Below are 16,133 nucleotides of genomic sequence, written 5' to 3' on the forward strand. Positions count from 1 at the left end.
GCGGCGTGCGTGTGTTTCCTTAAAGTTAAAACTTTGATACAGATCTGATTATTTATGCAATATGCTGTCTGATTGCATAAATATACATGAACTATGCATTTATGAGATAAACAATTTGCGCCTTTTGGCGATGGGTTTGTTTCTTAATATGTCGAAAGATTGGCTATCGACGAACAGGCGAGGTAACGCTATGTTAACGGAGTAGCTATCAGAATATGGAAGGCGCAATGATGAAAAACACCGAACTGGAACAACTGATTAACGAGAAATTGAACAGCGCGGCGATAAGTGATTACGCGCCGAATGGTTTGCAGGTGGAAGGCAAAGAGACGGTGCAAAAAATTGTTACCGGTGTCACCGCCAGCCAGGCGCTGCTCGATGAAGCGGTGCGTCTGGGCGCTGATGCTGTCATTGTGCATCATGGTTATTTCTGGAAAGGGGAATCGCCAGTAATTCGCGGTATGAAGCGTAACCGCTTAAAAACATTGTTGGCGAATGATATCAACCTGTATGGCTGGCATCTGCCGCTGGACGCACATCCGGAGCTTGGCAATAACGCGCAACTGGCGGCGTTACTGGGGATCACGGTCATGGGCGAAATTGAGTCACTGGTGCCGTGGGGCGAACTGACCATGCCGGTGCCGGGACTGGAACTGGCTTCCTGGATTGAAGCGCGTCTGGGACGCAAGCCGTTGTGGTGTGGCGACAACGGCCCGGAGGTAGTACAGCGCGTCGCCTGGTGCACCGGTGGTGGGCAAAGTTTTATTGATAGCGCCGCGCGTTTTGGCGTGGATGCATTTATAACGGGTGAAGTTTCTGAACAGACCATTCATTCAGCCCGCGAGCAGGGATTGCATTTTTATGCTGCGGGTCACCATGCCACTGAACGCGGTGGTATTCGCGCGTTGAGCGAGTGGTTGAATGAAAATACCGATCTTGATGTGACTTTTATTGATATTCCTAATCCTGCATAACGAATAGTCAGAGGGATCGAAAGTGCAACGAGCGCGTTGTTATCTGATAGGTGAAACGGCGGTAGTGCTGGAACTGGAACCGCCGGTGACGCTGGCCAGCCAGAAACGGATCTGGCGGCTGGCCCAGCGTCTGGTGGATATGCCGAATGTCGTTGAAGCTATTCCCGGCATGAACAATATCACGGTGATTTTGCGTAACCCTGAATCGCTGGCGCTGGACGCCATAGAGCGTTTGCAACGCTGGTGGGAAGAGAGCGAGGCGCTGGAACCGGAATCACGCTTTATCGAAATTCCGGTGGTTTACGGTGGCGCAGGCGGGCCGGATTTGGCGGTGGTCGCTGCGCATTGTGGGTTGAGCGAAAAACAGGTCGTTGAACTGCACTCCTCCGTGGAATACGTGGTGTGGTTTTTAGGTTTTCAACCGGGCTTCCCGTATCTCGGGAATTTGCCGGAACAACTACACACGCCGCGACGCGCTGAACCGCGCTTGCTCGTTCCGGCAGGTTCTGTCGGGATCGGTGGGGCGCAGACTGGTGTTTATCCGCTAGCAACGCCGGGGGGCTGGCAGTTAATAGGCCATACTTCGCTCAGTTTGTTTGACCCGACACGGGACGAACCCATCTTATTACGTCCCGGAGACAGCGTGCGCTTTGTGCCGCAGAAGGAGGGAGTATGTTGAAAATTATTCGTGCGGGGATGTATACCACCGTGCAGGATGGCGGCCGTCACGGTTTTCGTCAGTCGGGGATCAGCCACTGCGGCGCACTGGATATGCCTGCGCTACGCATTGCTAACCTGCTGGTGGGTAATGATGCTAATGCCCCCGCGCTGGAGATCACGCTCGGTCAGTTAACGGTTGAGTTCGAAACTGATGGTTGGTTTGCCCTGACGGGCGCAGGTTGCGAGGCGCGGCTGGATGATAATGCTGTCTGGACTGGCTGGCGCTTGCCGATGAAAGCAGGCCAGCGTTTAATGCTTAAACGTCCACAACATGGTGTACGTAGCTATCTGGCGGTGGCGGGCGGTATTGATGTGCCATCAGTGATGGGGTCATGCAGCACCGATCTCAAGGTGGGGATTGGCGGGCTGGAAGGGCGTTTACTGAAGGATGGTGACCGACTCCCGATTGGCAAAGCGAAGCGTGATTTTATGGAAGCGCAGGGCGTTAAACAGTTGCTGTGGGGGAACCGGATTCGCGCCTTACCGGGGCCGGAATATCATGAGTTCGATCGCGCCTCGCAGGATGCATTCTGGCGTTCGCCCTGGCAGCTTAGTCCGCAAAGTAACCGGATGGGCTATCGCTTACAGGGGCAAATTTTAAAACGCACCACCGATCGCGAACTGTTATCTCACGGTTTGTTGCCAGGCGTGGTGCAGGTGCCGCATAACGGGCAGCCCATTGTGTTGATGAACGACGCGCAAACTACCGGCGGCTATCCGCGCATTGCCTGCATCATTGAGGCTGACATGTACCATCTTGCGCAAATTCCGCTCGGTCAGCCCATTCATTTTGTCCAGTGTTCACTGGAAGAGGCACTGAAAGCGCGGCAAGATCAGCAACGTTATTTCGAACAATTAGCGTGGCGGCTGCACAATGAAAATTGACCTGAACGCCGATCTGGGCGAAGGCTGCGCCAGCGACGCTGAACTGTTAACGCTGGTTTCCTCAGCCAATATTGCCTGTGGATTTCATGCAGGCGACGCGCAAACCATGCAGGTAAGCGTGCGTGAAGCCATAAAAAATGGTGTCGCGATTGGCGCTCACCCGAGCTTTCCCGACAGGGAAAACTTTGGACGTAGCGCCATGAAATTGCCGCCGGAAACGGTTTACGCCCAGACGCTGTATCAAATTGGCGCACTGGCAGCGATTACTCGTGCAGAAGGTGGCGTGATGCGCCACGTCAAACCGCACGGTATGTTGTATAACCAGGCGGCGAAAGACGCACAACTGGCAGACGCCATCGCCAGAGCGGTTTACGCTTGCGATCCGGCATTGATTCTCGTTGGACTGGCGGGAAGCGAGCTGATCCGTGCAGGCAAGCGTAATGGCCTGACAACACGCGAGGAAGTGTTTGCCGATCGCGGCTATCAGGCCGACGGCGCGCTGGTGCCGCGAAGCCAGCCGGGCGCGTTGATTGAAGATGAAGAACAGGCGCTGGTGCAAACGCTGGAGATGGTGCAACACGGCAGAGTCAAAAGTATCACCGGTGAATGGGCGAAGGTCACGGCGCAAACGGTCTGCCTGCATGGCGACGGCGAGCACGCACTGGCGTTTGCCCGCCGACTACGCTCTACATTTACCAAAAAGGGGATTGTTGTCGCAGCATAACCCCGCTTAATAAAGAATGAAAAAAGGATATCACCATGCCTGAAGGCCCGGAGATCCGCCGTGCAGCGGATAACCTGGAGGCGGCGATCAAAGGCAAACCACTGACCGATGTCTGGTTTGCTTTTCCGCAGTTAAAACCTTATCAATCACAACTTATTGGTCAACACGTCACCCATGTGGAAACGCGCGGCAAAGCGTTGCTGACCCATTTTTCTGACGGCTTAACACTCTATAGCCATAATCAGCTTTACGGCGTCTGGCGCGTGGTTGATACCGGCGAAGAGCCGCAGACCACGCGGGTGTTGCGGGTAAAACTGCAAACGGCTGACAAAACCATTCTGCTTTATAGCGCCTCGGATATTGAGATGTTGACGCCGGAACAACTGACCACACATCCGTTTTTACAACGTGTTGGGCCCGATGTGCTCGACCCGAATCTGACGCCGGATGTGGTGAAAGAGCGGTTATTGTCGCCGCGCTTTCGTAACCGTCAGTTTGCCGGATTACTGCTCGATCAGGCGTTTCTGGCAGGGCTTGGCAATTATCTGCGGGTGGAGATCCTCTGGCAGGTCGGGTTGACCGGAAGTCATAAAGCGAAAGATCTCAATGCGGCGCAACTGGATGCACTCGCACACGCGTTACTGGATATTCCGCGACTTTCTTACGCTACGCGGGGGCAGGTGGATGAGAATAAACATCATGGGGCGCTGTTTCGCTTTAAAGTTTTTCATCGTGATGGCGAGAAGTGCGAACGCTGTGGCGGCATCATTGAGAAAACCATGCTGTCATCGCGCCCGTTTTACTGGTGCCCTGGCTGCCAGCATTAGGCAGAACGCTTCGGCGCATAGGTTGAAATAAACCGCGCAATGGCTGGCCCCGTCAGCAAAATACTGAACAGACGCAGGGTTTGCATTGCCATGATAAACGCCATATCGGCATTGCTCCCTGCGGCGATGACCGCCACCGTATCAAGTCCGCCGGGGCTGGTGGCGAGATAGGCGGTCATAAAATCAATATGCATAAACCGGGTCAGCCCCCACGCCATACCCGCACAAATAGCCAGCAGAGCAAAAATCGACAGCAGGATTTGCGGTAGCGGGCGTAATGCCCGCAGTAAGATTTGTTTATCGAAGCCCAGACCAATTCGCCAGCCAATCGCCATATAAGCTATCGCCAGCAGCCATTCTGGCAGTTCAATCGTAATGAACTGACCTGACTGGAGCAACGCACCTGCCAGCATCGGGATAAGCATCGTGCCGGAAGGAATACGTAGCAGACATCCCACCGTACCGGCAACGACCGCGAGCAAAATCGTAAGCAGGAGATTAATGCTGACTGGCGGGAACCAGACGATCTGCTGATTAACCGCTTCAGCGTTATCGCCCAGAATCATCCGCGTAACCAGAACCGCAGCACCTGCGACAAACAGTACCCGCAGATATTGCATAAACGCCACCAGACGGATATCTGCGCCGTAATCCTGCGCCATAGCGACCATAGCCGCCGCACCACCAGGCGAGGAGCCCCATGCGCCGGTATTACCCGGCAGCGAGCTATAGCGCACCAATAACCAGCCCACGATGGCGCTGGAAAGCAACGTCACCAGTAAAATGGCTAACACAATCTGCCAGTTAACGGCCAGGGTGGTGAGAATCGAGCCGGTGAGGTTTTGCGCAATCATGCAGCCAAGAATGGCCTGCGCAGCAAGAAAAGCGGAGCGAGGGAGTTGCAGAGTTATTCCGCGCATACTGAAGATGATCCCGGCGATCATCGGTCCAAGCAGCAGCGCCGCCGGGAGATGAACCGCGAGGAAGCCAATAGAAAGGAGAAGTGATAGCACACATAACATTCCCCACTGCAAAACTGGCATCCTTCGCTTCCCCTGTTATTTTATCTTTGGTGTATCGATACAGCATAAAGAAAGCCGGGGCTGGAAAAAATAACGGTAATCAAGGAAAAGGGGAAAATCAGTAATTATCTGAATGCGATACCCTTCTCGACTGAAAAGGGCATCATCTCGATTCAGTTGTAGTTAATCTTAAAAAGCACCACTGTATCGAAGGGGCCTGCCTCGATGGATGTACCTGGTATGGATGACAATTCGGCGGTAAAGTTTTTTTCATAAACTAACATGTCGCTGGTGAAATCGGCATATTCGCTATATTTATTGAAGGTGTAGGGTGAGGCATTTTCATCCAGTAACCGTAGCTTCAGTCCATTGCCAATCAGCAATGCCTTATCTTCTTCAACCAACGTTTCTTCGGTATAGAATGAGGAACTGACTTTAAATCCGTCGGTGCATTGATCGTTTTGGCTCTTGGTCGTTTTAATACTGAACGTTTTAGTCATGTTATGTCGCCGGATATCCAGCACATTAAATTTACCAAAATCAATCACCTGGTTGGCAGGAGTAATGGCAAAGTTGACGCTGCAGTCCAGCACTCGAATGTTTTCCAGGCCGATAATATGATATTTCAGGTTTTTGGCCGAGGGATCTTCGTTGACGCTGCCCGCGCCATCAAATTGTACGACAGTGTAATCGCTAAGGGTGCTTTGATAATCGTGCGGCGGCATTTCGCGAAGTTTGACGTACAGTCGCATACGCGCCATGAACGTTCGCGATTTACGAATATCTGTAGGATCACCAGAGCAAATTTTATTTTGCCATCCCATAGCGATAATTTGCTCTGGCGTATACATGTCAATTTTTTTACTGTCGATACATTGGTTAGTATCGATACGGCTTTTTCCGAGGCTGGCGTCATAATCAGCGCCGTTATAGGTTACACCGAGCTGATAGTACCGATCCTGCATGCCGGGGTAAGGGTTTACCCAAGCGTACACATGCTCACTTTCGAAATCACCGTTGGTATTGTTATCACAATAGACGGGGATTTTAATATCATCGGATTCCCAGATTTTATCTCCCGGTTTGGCGTTAGCCGGGACGGCGAATGGCATAATCGTTTCTGATTTTTCCACTGCGCCGCCTGAGGCGCCAAAATAACAGTCCAGCGCCAACGCGTTTTTTAAGGGCAGAAATAACAAGCAGGCAATGAGTAACAGTCCTTTGCTTATACTCATTGTTTATCCTCCACCACGCGCTGCATTTTGCATTGCCCCTGACAGTTGAGCGTCGTCATACGTAACGCGCCATAGTCATCCATATAGCCAAGATAAAACTGGTTGCCGTTATAGTTACCCGTACTGGCGATTGCCGAAGCAAAAGGCGCTATGAGCGTACTTTTAAAGCCGGGCAGAATGCCTTTTTGATCGCGGCCAAGATAGGCGATGGTCAGGTAATAAGGGGTCGGGTTTTTCAGGGTAAGCTGATTATTCTGCTGGCTGACCTGTAACTGTAATTCCACATGCTCGCCCGATTTTTTGCGTAATCCGGCGGGCCGCCAGAACAACTTTATACGGCTCTGGATAGCAACCTGAAGAATGGCATGACCGGTTGCTTTTTCCGGGGCAGGGGGGATCTCGCGCAGATTATAGTAAAACAGCGACTCACGATCGGTCGGCAATTGGCTGGTGGAAGATTGCTTGACAATACGCGCCTGCGATGTCGCTTTCGCTTCCAGACGTTGGATTGGCGGCAAGGCTACGAGGAAATCATCGCTTTTATCCCCTTTGTCATTTTCTATCCATGAGTATGCGAGATAGGGAAGTTTATCGCTGCGATTTTCTATCCGCAGGCTGGTCGCTTTATCTTTGGCGTTAAACACGATACGAGTGCGATCGGGCTGTAAGGCGGCATTGCTGCATAAGCTCGCGATCAGCAGAATAAGGGGCATTCCTTTAAAAATTGTCATTGTCTTTTCCTTAATTAATGACAGGGGAGAATCAAACGTTTACTCATATCTTCCAGGTGCTGAGGAAGCTGAATTAAACAACGCTGTTTATCACCCCAAAGTATTGTGAATCGCTGACTTTCACCCACACCACTTAACCAGGCGTGGCCATCTTCCCCCACCATTCCGACGCTGATTCCGCTTCCTTCTTGCCGGATATCGGCGCCGAGTGGCGGGAAATGACCGCTGGAGTCGCGGATGATGACGTTGACATCTTTTCCAGAACGTGAAGCCAGCGCTTTATAGCCGATTGCTCCTTCCGTCCAGGTTTCTTTGACCACGTTTTCGGATACTGTCACGCCGTCGGGCAAGTCGTTCATATTGACCGCGACAGTCGAGGGTTGGTAGCTGGAGACAAACGGTACGACCGCAATGCCAAAGCGGTTGGTGTAGTCGAGATTACCCTGAATCGGAATGTCGGCAACACCGTCTGTACTAACCATAAGACGAGGTTCGTTGGTGGAGCTACGGCGATGAAACGCAGCGCCAAAGCGTGTAGCAGTAAAGGAACCACTCCAGCTGGTGCTGGCAGAGCTGTAATCATTAGCGGCGTACGTGCCAGACAGATCCCACTCGCCCGCAGAACTAAGATGCTGATAATTGCCGCTAACCTGTGCGCCATTGTCAGGGCGGTCAGATTGCAGGCCGGTTGATATTCCCCAACTGTTACGGTCATCCAGGGTATCGTTCCACGACATGCGGTGCGAGGTGCTATTTTTACTGTCCTGCATGTCATAACCAATGCGGCCACCGTTACCAATAGGCAATGAAATGGACAGGTAAATCTGGTTATCACGAGCTTTGTCTTCGTAATGCGTGGTGTTAAATGAGGTTGAGACGGAAATATCTTTCCAGTCACCGATATCGACGTTGAAGCCAGCGGTAATATTGGCGGTGGTGGAAGACTCCGCATTCCACCAGGTTTGACGCAACACGTTGACGTACAGGTTGAGATTCAGCGGTGTAATGGGTTGCCCGGCGGAAAGGCTGATTGTCTTTTTTTCATCCTGAGCATCAGCGTCATTGTATTTATGGTCGATATAATTGGCGTAGCTATGGAAATGGCGATCGGAGAAACGATACGCCGCTATCGAAAGAAGACTGTCGGTGGCATCTATCCGTTTACTGTAGTTGAAGCGATAACTGTAACCTTTCTCGTCCGGTTGATTATCAAAACGACTTTTAGCCCAGGTGACGTCAAAGGAGAGCGCCCCCAGCCACAGCATATTTTGCCCGATACCCAGCGCGCCAGAATGATAATCGTCCCCGGCGAGAATCAACCCGCCATACAGTGAAGTATTGGAGAGCATCCCCCAGGAAACTTCATTACTTAAAAACGTTTCGTTTTCAGTATGATGAGACAAAGAAGGACGCGGACGACCCGCAGCAAGTTTATAACGTACCTGCCCCTGGCGGGTCAGAAAAGGCGTTGACGCTGCGGATACCTGGAAATTATTAACCCGGCCATCTTCCTCCGTCACTTTGACATCCAGTGTGCCTTGAACTGACTGATTCAGGTCATCAATGATAAACGGGCCTGGCGGGACTTTTTTCTGATAAATAACGCGTCCGGTATGGCTTATGGTGACGGTGGCGTTAGTTTGCGCCACGCCGCTAATTTGTGGTGCGTATCCGCGTAATTCCCAGGGAAGCATTCGGTCATCGCTGGTCAGGGCTGCACCGGTATACGAAAAACCGTCAAAAATATTGGAGCTGAGATCGGTTTCGCCAAGGGTTAATCTGGAGCCTATTTGTGGTAGCGGGCGAAACAGATAGGTTCGGGAAATAGCTCCGGATTGATTGTGCACATCACCATTGTCGGACTGGTTGAGCTGGTAATCGCTACGCAACCGCCATGCTCCGACGTTAATACCCGTTGTACCGTAAGCATTCAGATTGGTATTACTGCTCCCTTCCTGCGGGCGATAAGTACTGGCAAACAGGTTGTAGTCCAGCAAGATACCCGAAACTCCGGCATCCCATGTTTCAGGCGGCGCCCAGTTGTCGGAATGCCATGCCAGCCAGGCTTGTGGAATCGTGATGTTAAGTTGTTGGTTGGTCTGATCAAAAGTAAAGTTGATTTCCGGCAGGTCGCTAAAATCGAAACACTGATTAACCTGCGGCAATGTCTGGCGGATTTTTTCTTTAAGGCCAAATTTACCCAACAGGGAATCATTGATACAAGGAATTGTTTTGTCATTGGCTTTTTGCCAGTGAATAGTTTGCCCACTGCTGATTTGAATATTATTAACAACGACGCTAACAAAATAATCACCGGGAACGATAGCGCCTTTTTCATTGAGCAGAGAAATATCAACGCTATCGCGCATCGATTTATCAAGGACATTAAGGTTAAACTCCACTGCCAATGCAGAGGGGATAGCCATTGTCAGGCAGGATAAAACAGTAAGTCGGTAAATATTCACGGCATCCATACCTGGTAAATATTTGAAGAAAGGCGGCTAACTTGCCGCCGTAATACATTTAATCACTCAAGCAGTCATATGCATAGATTAAAATATGACGACACTATGATTATTTATAATCCAGAACATAGGTTGCGTTAGCGGTGACTTCACCAGCAGTCACAGGAGTACCGTTATCAATCTGCTCCATCCAGGCGAAGAAGTTCAGGGTTTGTTCTGTGGCTGTTGGTTCCAGCCCAATATCTGGACTTGCTGTGCCGAGGACAATAGGGGATTGATCTTTGTTCATTAAGCGTACGCCAACACCTGTGGCTTCACCAGCGCTGGTGTTACTGAGCATCGGGGAGGCTCCCGTGGTTTTCGCCGAACTATCAAAGGTTACTGCGACTTTTGATATCGGGGAACCTGAACCGTTATCTGAGTTAGGCAGGTCACAGTTAACTAAATGAATATCGACGGGCGTCAATGCGCTGTGATGATCCTGGTTGATGCGGTTTTTGGTCACCTCACCAAGATTTACTTGTTTATCAAGGTCTTCCTGTTTAATTTCACAAGGCGCTTCAATAACTTCGCCTTTAAAGTGAATTTCACCAGAGCCTTCATCGGCAGCATAAACAGGCGCAGTGAACAGCAGAGATACGGCCAATGCGGCCAGTGTTTTTTGTCCTTTAAACATAACAGAGTCCTTTAAGGTAATAGAAAAATAGTATAGCTCTACCAGATTATCTGATTTTGCGTGCGGAATGTTTTTAGTTTTGCTTAAAAATATATTTAGTTTTATTAAATGCAAATGCAATTAATTGGTGCGGTGAATTAATAAGGCGTAGAAAACAGAAGTGAATTATGGATATGCATAATATTCAGTGAATTATAAACAGGGCGGAGAGGCTAATTATTATTAAAAAGATATTCCATTGGTTGCTATTTGAGCTGTTTGTTTTTTATTCTGTTTCCGGTTTTTGATTTTATTTTTACAATTTTTTATGCTTAAACCAACAAAAAATAACCCGCCATATAAAAGGCGGGTTAAATGATTTACTGCTCAGCAATCAACGATTAACGCTTGATATCGCTTTTAAAGTCGCGTTTTTCATAACCGGTGTAAAGCTGACGCGGACGTGCAATCTTCATGCCGTCACTGTGCATTTCGCTCCAGTGAGCGATCCAGCCGACGGTACGGGCCATAGCGAAGATGACGGTGAACATGGAAGACGGAATGCCCATCGCTTTCAGAATGATACCAGAGTAGAAATCGACGTTCGGGTAGAGTTTCTTCTCGATAAAGTACGGGTCGTTCAGCGCGATGTTTTCCAACTCCATGGCCACTTCCAGCAGGTCATCTTTGGTGCCCAGCTCTTTCAGGACTTCATGGCAGGTTTCACGCATTACGGTGGCGCGCGGGTCGTAATTTTTGTATACGCGGTGACCGAAGCCCATCAGACGGAAAGAGTCATTTTTATCTTTCGCACGACGAACAAATTCCGGAATGTGTTTAACCGAGCTGATTTCTTCCAGCATTTTCAGTGCAGCTTCGTTGGCGCCGCCGTGAGCTGGCCCCCACAGCGAAGCAATACCTGCTGCGATACAAGCAAACGGGTTTGCGCCCGAAGAACCTGCGGTACGTACGGTAGAAGTAGAGGCGTTCTGTTCGTGGTCAGCGTGCAGGATCAGAATGCGGTCCATTGCACGTTCCAGAATTGGATTGACTTCATACGGCTCGCACGGCGTGGAGAACATCATGTGCAGGAAGTTACCGGCGTAGGAGAGGTCATTACGCGGGTAAACAAATGGCTGCCCGATGGAGTATTTGTAGCACATTGCTGCCATTGTCGGCATTTTCGACAACAGGCGGAACGCGGCGATTTCACGATGGCGCGGGTTATTGACGTCCAGAGAGTCATGATAAAACGCCGCCAGCGCACCGGTAATACCGCACATTACCGCCATCGGATGCGAGTCACGACGGAAAGCGTGGAACAGACGGGTGATCTGTTCGTGGATCATGGTATGACGAGTTACTGTAGTTTTGAATTCGTCATACTGTTCCTGGGTTGGTTTTTCACCATTCAACAGGATGTAGCAAACTTCCAGGTAGTTAGAATCGGTTGCCAGCTGATCGATCGGGAAGCCACGATGCAGCAAAATACCTTCATCACCATCAATAAAAGTAATTTTAGATTCGCAGGATGCGGTTGAAGTGAAACCAGGGTCAAAGGTGAATACGCCTTTTGAGCCAAGCGTACGGATATCGATAACATCTTGACCTAGCGTGCCTTTCAGCACATCCAGTTCAACAGCTGTGTTCCCATTGAGGGTGAGTTTTGCTTTTGTATCAGCCATTTAAGGTCTCCTTAGCGCCTTATTGCATAAGACTGCCGGAACTTAAATTTGCCTTCGCACATCAACCTGGCTTTACCCGTTTGTTATTTGGCTCGCCGCTCTGTGGGAGAGAGGAAACCTGGGTACAGAGCTCTGGGCGCTTGCAGGTAAAGAATTCATTGATGACGAATAAACGGCGAATCAAGCACTTAGCAATCCGAATTGTTAAACCTGTCTATCACTAATAACTGTCTCGAATGGATTGGTCAATACTTCCACACTGTTACATAAGTTAATCTTCGGTGAAATAGTGACCCCATAACTTTTACGCATTATATGCTTTTCCTAGTAATGTTTGTAACAACTTTGTTGAATGATTGTCAAATACGATGGTTAAAAATTAAATAAATGTTGTTATCGTGACCCAGATCACTGTTCTGGATAAAACCAGACAAACTATATGTAGGTTAATTGTAATGATTTTGTGAACAGCCTATACTGCCGCCAGGTCTCCGGAACACCCTGCAATCCCGAGCCACCCAGCGTTGTAACGTGTCGTTTTCGCATCTGGAAGCAGTGTTTTGCATGACGCGCAGTTATAGAAAGGACGCTGTCTGACCCGCAAGCAGACCGGAGGAAGGAAATCCCGACGTCTCCAGGTAACAGAAAGTTATCCTCTGTACCCGTAGTCCCCAGGGAATAATAAGAACAGCATGTGGGCGTTATTCATGATAAGAAATGTGAAAAAACAAAGACCTGTTAATCTGGACCTACAGACCATCCGGTTCCCCATCACGGCGATAGCGTCCATTCTTCATCGCGTTTCCGGTGTGATTACGTTTGTTGCAGTGGGCATCCTGCTGTGGCTTCTGGGTACCAGCCTCTCTTCCCCTGAAGGTTTCGAGCAAGCTTCCGCCATTATGGGCAGCTTCTTCGTGAAATTTATCATGTGGGGCATCCTTACCGCTCTGGCATATCACGTCGTCGTAGGTATTCGCCACATGATGATGGATTTTGGCTATCTGGAAGAAACATTCGAAGCGGGTAAACGCTCTGCCAAAGTCTCTTTTGTCATTACTGTCGTGCTTTCAATTCTTGCAGGAGTCCTCGTATGGTAAGCAACGCTTCCGCATTAGGACGCAATGGCGTACATGATTTCATCCTCGTTCGCGCTACTGCTATCGTCCTGACGCTTTACATCATTTATATGGTCGGTTTTTTTGCTATCAGTGGCGAACTGACATATGACGTCTGGATTGGTTTCTTTGCCTCTGCGTTCACTAAAGTCTTCACTCTGCTGGCACTGTTTTCGATTTTGATCCATGCCTGGATCGGCATGTGGCAGGTGTTGACCGACTACGTTAAACCATTGGCCGTGCGCCTGATTCTGCAACTGGTAATTGTCGTTGCACTGGTGGTTTACGTGATTTATGGATTCGTTGTGGTGTGGGGTGTGTGATGAAATTGCCAGTCAGAGAATTTGATGCAGTTGTGATTGGTGCCGGCGGCGCAGGTATGCGCGCGGCGCTACAAATTTCCCAGAGCGGCCAGACCTGTGCGCTGCTCTCTAAAGTTTTCCCGACCCGTTCCCATACCGTTTCTGCGCAAGGTGGTATTACCGTGGCGCTGGGTAATACCCATGAAGATAACTGGGAATGGCATATGTACGACACCGTAAAAGGGTCGGACTATATCGGTGACCAGGACGCGATTGAATATATGTGTAAAACCGGGCCGGAAGCGATTCTGGAACTGGAACACATGGGCCTGCCATTCTCGCGCCTTGATGATGGTCGTATCTATCAACGTCCGTTTGGCGGCCAGTCGAAAAACTTCGGCGGCGAGCAGGCGGCACGTACTGCGGCGGCTGCCGACCGTACCGGTCACGCACTGCTGCACACGCTTTATCAGCAGAACCTGAAAAACCACACCACTATTTTCTCCGAATGGTATGCGCTGGATCTGGTGAAAAACGCCGATGGCGCGGTGGTCGGTTGTACCGCACTGTGCATCGAAACTGGTGAAGTGGTTTACTTTAAAGCTCGCGCGACTGTGCTGGCGACTGGCGGGGCAGGGCGTATTTATCAGTCCACCACCAACGCCCACATTAACACTGGCGACGGTGTCGGCATGGCTATCCGTGCAGGCGTACCTGTGCAGGATATGGAAATGTGGCAGTTCCACCCGACCGGTATTGCCGGTGCGGGCGTACTGGTCACCGAAGGTTGCCGTGGTGAAGGCGGTTATCTGCTGAACAAACATGGCGAACGCTTTATGGAGCGTTATGCGCCGAACGCCAAAGACCTGGCGGGCCGTGACGTGGTGGCGCGTTCCATCATGATCGAAATCCGTGAAGGTCGCGGTTGTGATGGTCCGTGGGGGCCACACGCAAAACTGAAACTCGACCACCTGGGTAAAGAAGTTCTTGAATCCCGTCTGCCGGGTATCCTTGAACTCTCCCGCACCTTCGCTCACGTTGATCCGGTGAAAGAGCCGATTCCGGTAATCCCAACCTGTCACTACATGATGGGCGGTATTCCGACTAAAGTAACCGGTCAGGCGCTGACCGTGAACGAGAAAGGCGAAGATGTGGTGATCCCTGGGCTGTTCGCGGTAGGTGAAATTGCCTGCGTATCCGTACACGGCGCAAACCGTCTGGGCGGCAACTCGCTGCTGGACCTGGTGGTCTTTGGTCGTGCGGCAGGTCTGCATCTGCAAGAGTCTATTGCCGAGCAGGGCGTACTGCGCGATGCCAGCGAGTCTGATGTTGAAGCTTCTCTCGATCGCCTGAACCGCTGGAACAACAACCGTAACGGTGAAGATCCGGTGGCGATCCGTAAAGCACTGCAAGAATGTATGCAGCATAACTTCTCGGTCTTCCGTGAAGGTGATGCGATGGCGAAAGGGCTTGAGCAGTTGAAAGTGATCCGCGAGCGTCTGAAAAATGCCCGTCTGGATGATACTTCAAGTGAGTTCAACACCCAGCGCGTTGAGTGCCTAGAACTGGATAACCTGATGGAAACGGCGTATGCAACGGCTGTTTCTGCCAACTTCCGTACCGAAAGCCGTGGCGCGCATAGCCGCTTCGACTTCCCGGATCGCGATGATGAAAACTGGCTGTGCCACTCCCTGTATCTGCCAGAGTCGGAATCCATGACGCGCCGAAGCGTCAACATGGAACCGAAACTGCGCCCGGCATTCCCGCCGAAGATTCGTACTTACTAATGCGGAGACAGGAAAATGAGACTCGAGTTTTCAATTTATCGCTATAACCCGGATGTTGATGATGCTCCGCGTATGCAGGATTACACCCTGGAAGCGGATGAAGGTCGCGACATGATGCTACTGGATGCGCTTATCCAGTTGAAAGAGAAAGATCCCAGCCTGTCGTTCCGCCGCTCCTGCCGTGAAGGGGTATGTGGTTCCGACGGTCTGAACATGAACGGTAAGAATGGTCTGGCCTGTATTACCCCAATTTCGGCACTCAACCAGCCGGGTAAGAAAATTGTAATTCGCCCGTTACCTGGTTTACCGGTTGTCCGCGATTTGGTGGTAGACATGGGACAATTCTATGCGCAATATGAGAAAATCAAACCTTACCTGTTGAATAATGGGCAAAATCCGCCAGCTCGTGAGCATTTGCAGATGCCTGAGCAGCGCGAAAAACTCGACGGGCTGTATGAATGTATTCTCTGCGCATGTTGTTCAACCTCTTGTCCGTCTTTCTGGTGGAATCCCGATAAGTTCATCGGTCCGGCAGGCTTGTTAGCGGCATATCGTTTCCTGATCGATAGCCGTGATACCGAGACTGACAGCCGCCTTGACGGTTTGAGTGATGCATTCAGTGTATTCCGCTGTCACAGCATCATGAACTGCGTCAGTGTATGTCCGAAAGGGCTGAACCCGACGCGCGCCATCGGCCATATCAAGTCGATGTTATTGCAGCGTAATGCGTAAGTAAAAACGCCTTATCCGGTGCAAAGTGCCGGATGCGGCGTAAACGCCTTATCCGGCCTACAAGTCATTACCCGTAGGCCTGATAAGCGCAGCGCATCAGGCGTAATAAAAAAATGCAGGAAATCTTTAAAAACTGCCCCTGACACTAAGACAGTTTTTAAAGGTTCCTTAGCGGACGCAGAAAACACGACAAGTCCGCAACAAGTGAACCCCGGCACGCACATCTGATGTGAAATGTGCGTGGTAGTATCCACGGCGAAGTAAGCATAAAAAA

16 protein-coding genes are annotated in these 16,133 nt (G+C 50.5%); 9 read left to right on the forward strand and 7 right to left on the reverse strand.

What is annotated here, in order from left to right; genetic code table 11:
• Positions 1-230: 230 nt before the first annotated feature.
• The 5 genes from ybgI to nei are packed head-to-tail and all read left to right on the forward strand — an operon-like array spanning position 231 to position 4,130.
• A complete protein-coding gene (gene ybgI / locus FEM44_RS17955) occupies positions 231-974 on the forward strand; it encodes a radiation resistance protein YbgI (RefSeq protein WP_135523029.1) in 744 nt (247 codons plus the stop codon).
• 22 nt (positions 975-996) lie between these two features.
• Entirely contained in the window at positions 997-1,653 is a 657-nt protein-coding gene (gene pxpB / locus FEM44_RS17960; protein ID WP_135523022.1) for a 5-oxoprolinase subunit PxpB, read from the forward strand.
• Positions 1,647-2,579, forward strand: coding sequence for a 5-oxoprolinase subunit PxpC (pxpC, locus tag FEM44_RS17965; RefSeq protein WP_135523021.1), 933 nt, complete (start codon positions 1,647-1,649; stop codon positions 2,577-2,579). Before pxpB ends, pxpC begins: the two co-directional genes overlap by 7 nt.
• On the forward strand, positions 2,569-3,303 hold the full coding sequence (gene pxpA, locus FEM44_RS17970; RefSeq protein ID WP_135523020.1) for a 5-oxoprolinase subunit PxpA: 735 nt from the start codon (positions 2,569-2,571) through the stop codon (positions 3,301-3,303). The genes pxpC and pxpA overlap by 11 nt, the downstream gene beginning before the upstream one ends.
• A gap of 35 nt (positions 3,304-3,338) precedes the next feature.
• On the forward strand, positions 3,339-4,130 hold the full coding sequence (gene nei, locus FEM44_RS17975; protein WP_135523019.1) for an endonuclease VIII: 792 nt from the start codon (positions 3,339-3,341) through the stop codon (positions 4,128-4,130).
• On the opposite strand, the gene FEM44_RS17980 is transcribed toward nei, so the two are convergent.
• From FEM44_RS17980 to FEM44_RS18010, 7 genes are all read right to left on the reverse strand, one after another.
• Positions 4,127-5,173, reverse strand: a complete 1,047-nt coding sequence (locus FEM44_RS17980; protein ID WP_135523018.1) for an AbrB family transcriptional regulator — start codon at positions 5,171-5,173, stop codon at positions 4,127-4,129. The genes nei and FEM44_RS17980 overlap by 4 nt on opposite strands.
• Positions 5,174-5,325: 152 nt before the next feature.
• Entirely contained in the window at positions 5,326-6,387 is a 1,062-nt protein-coding gene (locus tag FEM44_RS17985) for a fimbrial protein (protein WP_135523017.1), read from the reverse strand.
• The gene (locus tag FEM44_RS17990) at positions 6,384-7,118 is read right to left on the reverse strand and encodes a fimbrial biogenesis chaperone (protein WP_135523016.1); all 735 of its coding nucleotides are present in this window, start codon (positions 7,116-7,118) and stop codon (positions 6,384-6,386) included. The genes FEM44_RS17985 and FEM44_RS17990 overlap by 4 nt, the downstream gene beginning before the upstream one ends.
• 14 nt (positions 7,119-7,132) lie before the next feature.
• Entirely contained in the window at positions 7,133-9,592 is a 2,460-nt protein-coding gene (locus FEM44_RS17995; RefSeq protein ID WP_171022607.1) for a fimbria/pilus outer membrane usher protein, read from the reverse strand.
• A 100-nt stretch (positions 9,593-9,692) separates the two neighbouring features.
• Entirely contained in the window at positions 9,693-10,259 is a 567-nt protein-coding gene (locus FEM44_RS18000) for a fimbrial protein (protein ID WP_135523015.1), read from the reverse strand.
• Positions 10,260-10,639: 380 nt separating this feature from the next.
• On the reverse strand, positions 10,640-11,923 hold the full coding sequence (gltA, locus tag FEM44_RS18005; protein WP_064528891.1) for a citrate synthase: 1,284 nt from the start codon (positions 11,921-11,923) through the stop codon (positions 10,640-10,642).
• Positions 11,924-12,127: 204 nt separating this feature from the next.
• Positions 12,128-12,235, reverse strand: coding sequence for a hypothetical protein (locus tag FEM44_RS18010; RefSeq protein WP_130209864.1), 108 nt, complete (start codon positions 12,233-12,235; stop codon positions 12,128-12,130).
• Between the two features lie 380 nt (positions 12,236-12,615).
• Between FEM44_RS18010 and sdhC the strand changes: the two genes are divergently transcribed.
• The 4 genes from sdhC to sdhB are packed head-to-tail and all read left to right on the forward strand — an operon-like array spanning position 12,616 to position 15,859.
• Entirely contained in the window at positions 12,616-13,020 is a 405-nt protein-coding gene (sdhC, locus tag FEM44_RS18015) for a succinate dehydrogenase cytochrome b556 subunit (protein ID WP_165382759.1), read from the forward strand.
• The gene (gene sdhD, locus FEM44_RS18020) at positions 13,014-13,361 is read left to right on the forward strand and encodes a succinate dehydrogenase membrane anchor subunit (protein WP_064528887.1); all 348 of its coding nucleotides are present in this window, start codon (positions 13,014-13,016) and stop codon (positions 13,359-13,361) included. The genes sdhC and sdhD overlap by 7 nt, the downstream gene beginning before the upstream one ends.
• Positions 13,361-15,127, forward strand: a complete 1,767-nt coding sequence (sdhA, locus tag FEM44_RS18025) for a succinate dehydrogenase flavoprotein subunit (protein ID WP_130214982.1) — start codon at positions 13,361-13,363, stop codon at positions 15,125-15,127. Before sdhD ends, sdhA begins: the two co-directional genes overlap by 1 nt.
• A gap of 15 nt (positions 15,128-15,142) precedes the next feature.
• Complete coding sequence (gene sdhB / locus FEM44_RS18030) at positions 15,143-15,859, forward strand: succinate dehydrogenase iron-sulfur subunit SdhB (RefSeq protein WP_135523014.1); 717 nt, start codon at positions 15,143-15,145, stop codon at positions 15,857-15,859.
• The last annotated feature ends 274 nt before the right edge of the window (positions 15,860-16,133 follow it).

The sequence above is a fragment of the Escherichia sp. E4742 genome (assembly GCF_005843885.1).
GTDB lineage: Bacteria > Pseudomonadota > Gammaproteobacteria > Enterobacterales > Enterobacteriaceae > Escherichia.